Raw genomic sequence first — 8,495 nt, 5'->3', positions numbered from 1 at the left:
GGGGTAACCATAGCTGTAGGAGCCGGCTTGCTGGCGATAGCGGTGATGAATTTCAGATCGCCATCGCCAGCAAGTCGGCTCCTACAGTTTTTAGAACCTTCCCCTCCTTTCCAGACCCGTCTTTTTCCTGTCCAGACAAGCTGTTACTGTACGGGCCACAAAGCCCAAGCCGCCTGGATCGGATCCCTGACTTGAAGCGTCCCCTCCTCCTGCTCCTGATCAGCCTGGCCTTGAGCTCCACCGCAAGCGCGACGATCAGCGAAAGCCATGGTTATGCGCAGTTCGGCACGCTCAAGTACCCGGCCAGATTTACCCACTTCGACTGGGTCAACCCGCAAGCGCCAAAGGGCGGTACGTTGCGGGTGATGGCGTTTGGCACTTTCGACACGCTCAATCCTTACACCTTCAAGGGCACCAGCCCGGTTGCCACTCCGAATTTTCTGCAATACGGCATCAACGAACTCAACGAACCACTGATGGTCGGCACCGGCCAATACGCGCCGTCCGGTGACGAGCCAACCTCCAGCTATGGCCTGATCGCCCAATCAGTCGAGTACAGCGAGGACCGCAGTTGGGTGGTGTTCAACCTGCGCCCAGAAGCACGTTTTCACGATGGCACGCCCATCACCGCCTACGACGTGGCGTTTTCATATCGCCTGCTGCTCAAGGAAGGACATCCGCAGTACCGCACCAACCTGCAGGAAGTGTTGCGGGTCGACATTCTCAATCCCCAGCGCATCCGCTTCGTGTTCAAGCGCGCCGGCAATCCGTTGCTGATCCTGCGTCTGGGCGAGTTGCCGGTGCTGCCTCAGCATTACTGGAAGGGACGTGACTTCAAGGCAACCACCTTCGAACCGCCGCTAGGCAGCGGCCCGTATCGCATCACCTCGGTGACGCCGGGGCGACAAATCGTTTTCGAACGGGTCAAGGACTACTGGGGCAAGGACCTGCCGGTCAATCGGGGCAAGTACAACGTCGACCGCATGGAAGTCGAGTTCTACCGGGACAGCGACGTGGCATTCGAAGCTTTCAAGGCGGGCGAGTTCGACATCTACATCGAGCATCAGGCGAAGAACTGGGCAACCGGCTACGGATTTCCGGCAATACGCCGTGGCGAAGTGATCAAGGCACAGATCCCGCACCAGATTCCGACCCAGACCCAGGGCTTGTTCATGAACAGTCGCCGCCCGACGTTTTCCGAGGCCAAAGTTCGCGAGGCGATGGGGTTGATGTTCGACTTCGAGTGGACCAATCGCACGCTCTTCAGCGGTGCCTACAAACGCGCCCTGAGTTACTACCCCAACAGCGAGGTCTCCGCCAATGGCCTGCCAGTCGGCCATGAATGGCTACTGCTCAAGCCTTACCGTGAACAGCTTCCTGCCAAACTGCTCACCGAACCGTTCACCCTGCCACAAACACAGGGTCAAGGCATTCCCCGGGAAACCATGCGCAAGGCGCTGACCCTGCTGGCCGAGGCCGGCTGGAAGCTCAATGGTCAGCGCTTACAGAACGCGGCCGGGCAGCCGTTGCGCCTGGAGATCCTGCTGGTCAACCCGAACCTGGAACGCATCCTTCAACCCTACGTCGAAAATCTGGCCAGCATCGGCATCGACGCCCGGATGCGTACGGTGGATCGCGCCCAGTACAAGCAACGCCTCGATCAGTTCGATTTCGACATGATCCTGATGACCCTCAATCAGACCCTCAGTCCCGGCTTGGAACAGTGGCAGTACTTTCACTCCAGTCAGGTCGAAATCAAGGGCAGCAAGAACTACGCGGGCATCGCCAATCCGGTGGTCGACCATTTGCTCGAACTGTTGCTCGCGGCCAAGACCCGCGATGAACAAGTCGCCGCCGGCAAGGCCCTTGACCGTGTGCTGCTGTGGCAGCACTACATCATTCCCAACTGGTACCTTAATTATCACCGCCTGGCTTACCGAAACCGGTTGGCCTTCGTCACCACGCCGCCCTACACCCTGGGCCTGAGCGCGTGGTGGCTGAAATCTTCGGAGAAAGATCGATGAAGCCCATCAGCGCCCTGCTCCTGCAGGCCAGCGCCCTGTTGTTCGCAGGGCTGGCCAGTGCCGCGCCACAGCATGCACTGACCCTGTACAACGAGCCGCCGAAGTACCCGGCCGACTTCAAACACTTCGACTACGTCAATCCGGACGCACCCAAGGGCGGCAAATTCCGCCAGGCCGGGTTCGGCGGTTTCGACAGCCTCAACCCGTTCATCAGCAAAGGTGTGTCGGCGAACGATGTCGACCTGATCTACGACACCCTGACCAAGCAAAGCCTGGACGAGCCTTTTACCGAATATGGCCTGATCGCCAGCAAGATCGAAAAAGCCCCGAACAACGATTGGGTGCGTTTCTATCTGCGGCCTGAAGCGCGCTTCCATGACGGCCATCCCGTGCGGGCTGAAGACGTGGTGTTCAGCTTTCAGACCCTGATCAAGGACGGCTCGCCGATGTACCGCGGCTACTACAACGACGTCGAAGACGTGGTTGCCGAAGACCCGCTGACGGTGCTGTTCAAGTTCAAGCACAGCAACAACCGCGAACTGCCATTGATCCTCGGCCAGTTACCGGTGCTGCCGAAACATTGGTGGGCCAGCCGAGACTTCAGCAAAGGCAACCTGGAAGTACCGCTGGGCAGCGGCCCCTATAAGGTGACCGAAGTGAAGGCCGGGCGTTCGATTCGCTATGAACGGGTCAAGGATTATTGGGGCAAGGACCTGCCGGTCAATCGCGGTTTCTACAACTTCGATGTGATGACCACCGACTATTACCGCGACAACACGGTAGCGCTTGAAGCGCTCAAGGCCGGGCAGTTCGATTACTGGCTGGAGATGACCGCGAAGAACTGGGCCAACGCCTACAACATTCCCGCCGTCACCGAAGGTCGCCTGATCAAGGAACAGATCCCCAACGGCAATCCGACCGGCATGCAAGGCTTCGTGTTCAACCTGCGCCGGCCGTTGTTTCAGGATGTGCGCGTACGCCAGGCCCTGACGCTGTTGCTGGACTTCGAATGGACCAACAAGCAATTGTTCAACAGCGCCTACGCGCGCACCCGCAGTTATTTCGAGAACTCGGAAATGGCCGCCACCGGCCTTCCGGATGCCGATCAACTGGCGATCCTCGATCCGTTCCGCGGCAAGATTCCCGAGCAGGTGTTCAGCGAGGCGTTCCAAAACCCGGTCACCGATGCCAGCGGCATGATCCGCACTCAGCAACGCGAGGCCTATCACCTGTTGCAAGAAGCTGGCTGGCGCATCGTCGATGACAAAATGGTCGACACCACAGGCAAACCGGTAAAGATCGAGTTCCTTCTGGCCCAAACCGAGTTCGAAAGGGTGTTGTTGCCGTTCAAACGCAATCTGAGCGACCTGGGCATCGACCTGGTGATACGCCGGGTCGACGTCTCCCAGTACGTCAACCGTGTACGCTCGCGGGACTTTGACATGATCGTCGGCAGCTTCCCGCAGTCCAACTCGCCCGGTAATGAACAGCGTGATTTCTGGATGACGGCGGCGGCCGACAAACCCGGCAGCCGAAATTCAATGGGTCTGAAGGACCCGGTAGTGGACCAATTGGTCGAGCAACTAATCAACGCCGATTCGCGCAAAAGCCTCGTGGCCCATGCCCGTGCACTGGACCGCGTGCTGCAATGGGGTTATTACGTGATTCCCAACTGGCACATCAAGACCTGGCGCGTGGCGTACTGGAATCACATCGGCCACCCCAAGGTCTCGCCCAAATATGACATCGGCACCGCCACCTGGTGGGTCAAGCCCGATACCAAACCGGCGATAGAAGTCGAAACCGAATTGCAAACCGATCCTGCGGGCATGGAGTAATCAGATGCTGGCGTATATTTTTCGGCGACTGCTGCTGATCATTCCGACCTTGTTCGGCATTTTGCTGATCAACTTTGTGATCATCCAGGCTGCCCCCGGTGGGCCGGTGGAACAGATGATCGCCAAGCTCGAAGGCTTTGAAGGCGCCACCAGCCGCATCGCTGGCGGCGGTGCCGAAGTGTCGGTGGCCGGTTCCGCCTACCGCGGCGCGCAAGGCCTGGACCCGGCGCTGATCAAGGAAATCGAGCACATGTACGGCTTCGACAAATCGGCGCCGGAACGTTTGTGGATCATGGTCAAGAACTATGCGTCGCTGGATTTCGGCGACAGCTTCTTCCGCGATGCCAAGGTCATCGACCTGATCAAGGAAAAGATGCCGGTGTCGATCTCCTTGGGGCTGTGGAGCACGCTGATCATGTACCTGGTGTCGATCCCGCTGGGGATCGCCAAGGCCACGCGACACGGCAGCCACTTCGATGTCTGGACCAGCTCGGCGATCATCGTCGGCTACGCGATCCCGGCGTTCCTGTTCGCCATCCTGCTGATCGTGGTATTCGCCGGCGGCAGTTATCTGGACTGGTTCCCGCTGCGCGGGCTGACCTCGAACAACTTCGATGAGATGAGCATGGGCGGCAAGATCCTCGATTACTTCTGGCACCTGGCACTGCCGGTGACCGCGCTGGTGATCGGCAACTTCGCAACGATGACCCTGCTGACCAAGAACAGTTTCCTCGACGAGATCAACAAGCAGTACGTGGTCACCGCCAAGGCCAAGGGCCTGACCCGGCACCGCGTGCTGTACGGCCATGTCTTCCGTAACGCCATGCTGCTGGTGATCGCCGGTTTCCCGTCGGCCTTCATCGGGATTTTCTTCACCGGCTCGTTGCTGGTGGAAGTGATTTTCTCCCTCGACGGCCTCGGCCTGATGAGTTTCGAAGCCGCGATCAACCGTGATTATCCAGTGGTGTTCGGCACCCTGTTCATCTTCACCCTGCTGGGGCTGGTGGTGAAACTGATCGGCGACCTGACCTACACCTTTGTCGATCCGCGCATCGACTTCGAAAGACGGGAGCATTGAGATGAACCTGTCCCCTCTCAATCGCCGCCGCTTCGAACTGTTCAAGGCCAACAAACGGGGCTGGTGGTCGCTGTGGCTGTTCCTCATCCTGTTCGGCGCCAGCCTCGGCGCCGAGTTGATTGCCAACGACAAACCGCTGGTGGTGCATTACGACAACGGCTGGTACTTCCCGGCGCTCAAGCGTTACCCGGAAACCACCTTTGGCGGCGAATTCCCGCTGGAGGCAAACTACAAGAGCCCGTACATCCGCGAATTGCTCAAGGCCAAGGACGCCTGGGTGCTGTGGGCACCGATTCCCTATAGCTACCAGAGCATCAACTACGACCTCAAAGTCCCGGCGCCGGCCCCGCCCTCGGCGGACAACCTGCTGGGCACTGATGACCAGGGCCGCGATGTTCTGGCCCGGGTGATTTACGGTTTCCGGATTTCCGTGTTGTTCGCCCTGACGTTGACTCTGTTCAGTTCGATCATCGGCGTGATAGCCGGCGCCTTGCAGGGTTTCTACGGCGGCTGGGTCGATCTGGCTGGACAGCGCTTCCTGGAGATCTGGTCCGGGTTGCCGGTGCTCTATCTGCTGATCATCCTGGCCAGCTTCGTCCAGCCCAACTTCTGGTGGTTGCTGGGGATCATGCTGCTGTTTTCCTGGATGAGCCTGGTGGACGTGGTGCGGGCCGAGTTCCTGCGTGGCCGCAACCTGGAATACGTGCGTGCGGCCCGGGCGCTGGGCATGCAGAATGGTTCGATCATGTTCCGCCACATTCTGCCCAACGCCATGGTCTCGACCATGACCTTCATGCCGTTCATCCTGACCGGCGCCATCGGTACGCTGACCGCCCTGGACTTCCTCGGCTTCGGCTTGCCGGCCGGCAGCCCGTCGCTGGGCGAACTGGTCGCACAGGGCAAGTCCAACCTGCAGGCGCCGTGGCTGGGCATAAGCGCGTTTGCGGTGCTGGCGTTGATGTTGAGTTTGCTGGTGTTTATAGGCGAGTCCGCTCGCGATGCCTTCGACCCGAGGAAGTGAAATGAGTCAGGACAATCTGATCGAAGTACGCGACCTCGCCGTCGAATTCGTCGTCGGCAATCTCAGCCAGCGGGTGGTCGAAAACGTCAGCTTCGACATCAAGCGTGGCGAAACCCTGGCGCTGGTGGGCGAAAGCGGCTCCGGCAAGTCGGTCACCGCCCACTCGATCCTGCGCCTGCTGCCCTACCCGCTGGCCCGGCACCCATCCGGCACCATCGTATACGCCGGGAAAAACCTGCTGGACCAGAAAGACAAGACCGTCCGCCATATCCGCGGCAACCGAATCGCGATGATCTTTCAGGAGCCGATGACCTCGCTCAACCCGCTGCACTCGATCGAGAAGCAGATCAACGAGGTACTGGGCATCCACAAGGGGTTGGTCGGCAAAGTCGCGACCAAGCGCACCCTGGAGTTGCTGGAGATGGTCGGCATCCCCGAGCCGCACAAGCGCCTCAAGGCCCTGCCCCACGAGCTGTCCGGCGGCCAGCGCCAGCGGGTGATGATTGCCATGGCCCTGGCCAACGAGCCGGAACTGCTGATCGCCGACGAACCGACCACCGCACTGGACGTAACCGTTCAGCTGAAAATCCTCGAACTGCTCAAGGAGTTGCAGACTCGCCTGGGCATGGCATTGCTGCTGATCAGCCATGATTTGAACCTGGTTAAAAGAATTGCGCATCGAGTATGTGTCATGCAGCGCGGTTGCATCGTCGAACAGGCATCGTGCGAAGAGTTGTTCCGCGCGCCGCAGCATCCGTACACTCGGACTCTGCTGGCAGCGGAGCCCAGCGGCAAGCCGGCGACCAATGTGGTAGGCCCGCCTTTGCTGGCGGTCGAGGACCTGAAAGTCTGGTTCCCGATCAAGAAAGGCTTGCTCAAACGCACGGTGGATTACGTCAAGGCGGTGGACGGAATCAATTTCAGCCTGCCCCAGGGCCAGACCTTGGGGATTGTGGGTGAAAGCGGTTCCGGCAAGTCGACACTGGGGCTGGCGATCCTTCGGTTGATCGGTAGCAAAGGTGCGATCCGTTTTGAAGGCAAGCAGCTAGACTGCCTGACGCAACAACAAGTCAGGCCGCTGCGTCGGGAGATGCAGGTGGTGTTTCAGGACCCGTTCGGCAGCCTGAGCCCACGGATGTGTGTCAGCCAGATCGTTGGCGAAGGCTTGCGGATCCACAAGATCGGCACCGAGGCAGAACAGGAACAAGCGATTATTGCGGCACTCAAGGAGGTAGGTCTGGACCCGGAAACCCGGAACCGCTACCCCCACGAATTTTCCGGCGGGCAACGGCAGAGAATCGCCATTGCCCGGGCATTAGTGCTAAAACCGGCGTTGATTCTGCTGGACGAGCCGACTTCGGCCCTCGACCGGACCGTTCAACGCCAAGTGGTGGAGCTTTTGCGTTCACTGCAAACCAAGTACAACCTGACGTATCTGTTTATCAGCCATGACCTGGCTGTCGTCAAAGCGCTGAGCCACCAGCTGATGGTGGTCAAGCATGGCCAAGTGGTCGAACAGGGAGACGCGCAAAGCATTTTTGCCGCCCCCCAACATCCGTATACACAGCAGTTGCTGGAAGCCGCTTTTTTGGCACCAGACACTGCGCAATAACCTGAAAAGAGGAGCAACACATGGGTTTTCTCGCCGGTAAGCGCGTACTGATCGTCGGTGTCGCCAGCAAGCTGTCCATCGCATCCGGCATCGCTGCCGCCATGCATCGCGAGGGCGCTGAGCTTGCCTTCACTTATCAGAACGACAAACTCAAGGGTCGTGTCGAAGAGTTCGCACAAGGCTGGGGTTCGAGCCCTGAGCTGTGCTTCCCGTGCGACGTGGCCAGCGATGAAGAAATCGCCAAGGTCTTCCAAGAGCTGAGCAAGAAGTGGGACGGCCTGGATTGCATCGTGCACTCCGTTGGTTTCGCTCCGGGCGACCAACTGGACGGCGACTTCACCGAAGCCACCACCCGTGAAGGTTTCCGCATCGCTCACGACATCAGCGCCTACAGCTTCGTGGCCCTGGCCAAGGCTGGTCGCGAAATGATGAAAGGCCGCAATGGCAGCCTGCTGACCCTGTCGTACCTGGGCGCTGAGCGCACCATGCCGAACTACAACGTGATGGGCATGGCCAAGGCTTCCCTGGAAGCTGGCGTACGCTACCTGGCCGGCTCCCTGGGCCCGGACGGCACCCGCGTCAACTGCGTATCGGCTGGCCCGATCCGCACCCTGGCTGCTTCCGGCATCAAGAACTTCCGCAAGATGCTGGCCGCCAACGAAGCGCAAACCCCGCTGCGTCGCAACGTCACCATCGAAGAAGTCGGCAACGCCGGCGCCTTCCTTTGCTCGGACCTGGCGTCGGGCATCAGCGGTGAAATCATGTACGTGGACGGTGGCTTCAACACCACGGCCATGGGCAACATCGAAGAGTGATCTTCGCTTAGCCAATAAAAACCCGCCTCTTTTGGCGGGTTTTTTTATGGATATGAACATCAAAAGATCGCAGCCTTCGGCAGCTCCTACTGGGATCGGTGTAGGAG

6 protein-coding genes are annotated in these 8,495 nt (G+C 59.5%); all 6 read left to right on the top strand.

All coding sequences use genetic code 11. From position 1 onward, the window contains the following. The first annotated feature begins 209 nt into the window (after positions 1 to 209). The 6 genes from ACRESJ_RS32060 to fabI are packed head-to-tail and all read left to right on the top strand — an operon-like array spanning position 210 to position 8,388. Entirely contained in the window at positions 210 to 2,024 is a 1,815-nt protein-coding gene (locus ACRESJ_RS32060; RefSeq protein ID WP_431761491.1) for an extracellular solute-binding protein, read from the top strand. Continuing rightward, positions 2,021 to 3,862, top strand: a complete 1,842-nt coding sequence (locus ACRESJ_RS32055) for an extracellular solute-binding protein (protein WP_431761490.1) — start codon at positions 2,021 to 2,023, stop codon at positions 3,860 to 3,862. The genes ACRESJ_RS32060 and ACRESJ_RS32055 overlap by 4 nt, the downstream gene beginning before the upstream one ends. 4 nt (positions 3,863 to 3,866) lie before the next feature. Further along, positions 3,867 to 4,940, top strand: coding sequence for a microcin C ABC transporter permease YejB (locus tag ACRESJ_RS32050; protein ID WP_431761489.1), 1,074 nt, complete (start codon positions 3,867 to 3,869; stop codon positions 4,938 to 4,940). Between the two features lies 1 nt (position 4,941). Next, entirely contained in the window at positions 4,942 to 5,961 is a 1,020-nt protein-coding gene (locus tag ACRESJ_RS32045; protein ID WP_431761488.1) for an ABC transporter permease, read from the top strand. A 1-nt stretch (position 5,962) separates the two neighbouring features. After that, positions 5,963 to 7,573 carry an ABC transporter ATP-binding protein gene (locus tag ACRESJ_RS32040; protein ID WP_431761487.1) on the top strand — a complete coding sequence of 537 codons (1,611 nt, stop codon included), beginning with the start codon at positions 5,963 to 5,965 and terminating at the stop codon, positions 7,571 to 7,573. A gap of 20 nt (positions 7,574 to 7,593) precedes the next feature. Beyond that, entirely contained in the window at positions 7,594 to 8,388 is a 795-nt protein-coding gene (gene fabI / locus ACRESJ_RS32035) for an enoyl-ACP reductase FabI (protein ID WP_186704859.1), read from the top strand. Positions 8,389 to 8,495: the final 107 nt, after the last annotated feature.

The sequence above is a fragment of the Pseudomonas sp. genome (assembly GCF_050739655.1).
Classification (GTDB): Bacteria; Pseudomonadota; Gammaproteobacteria; order Pseudomonadales; family Pseudomonadaceae; genus Aquipseudomonas.
Note: the sequence above shows the minus strand (reverse complement) of the source record. Positions and strands in the feature narration are given on the sequence as shown.